This is a genomic window from Enterobacter sp. RIT637 (genome assembly GCF_019718755.1).
Classification (GTDB): Bacteria; Pseudomonadota; Gammaproteobacteria; order Enterobacterales; family Enterobacteriaceae; genus Enterobacter.
On the sequence record NZ_JAIHAZ010000119.1, the window covers coordinates 1 to 581 of the forward strand.

Annotated in this window: 1 protein-coding gene; it reads right to left on the reverse strand. The window is 48.4% G+C overall.

All coding sequences use genetic code 11. The features are described 5' to 3' along the window. A partial coding sequence (locus K5E19_RS23520; protein WP_100780543.1) for a hypothetical protein occupies nt 1-210 on the reverse strand: 210 nt, incomplete at its 3' end. Nucleotides 211-581 lie beyond the last annotated feature (371 nt).

A 581-nucleotide genomic window follows, 5' to 3' on the forward strand; every position in this document is an offset into this window, starting at 1 on the left:
GTGATGGTGAATTTCGCCATTGCTGTGCTTAGGCCCTATTCGTCCTGCTTCAATTAAGATTTCCTCAATTAACTCCTCAAGACACTCTCGCCCGTGATGATCGCAGACCAGGTGTACCTGTCGGGAAATCTCGTCAGTATTCATACCATCGCATAATGCCGATTTCAGCATTATCGATGCCCACCGTTTGGCTTCAGAATGAGTCAGCATAACCCCTCCCGATATCGGTTACCTGTTTAAGCGTAGCTAGCCGGGAGTGATTCACCAGGGTTTTTGATCAGTAAAATGCAACACGTTTTTACAGAGGGGTGGATGCTCTTGATCACCTTCCTGCACCAAACATTTGAGCGCGACGCCGCATCGCTTTCACCGCCTGAGATTCTCGTGTTTTGCTGATCCCTAACCTTCTGTTCTCTTCAGGATATCTGTTGCGCGGCAAACGTAATGCAATTAATATCCGACCGGATGTTTAAATAAATAGGGTGAATGATGGGACGCAGAAAAGAGATCAGTACCGACAGCATTCTCGATGCGGCGGAAGCGGTAATGGCCCGAATCGGCGTGGCTAACCTGACGATTGA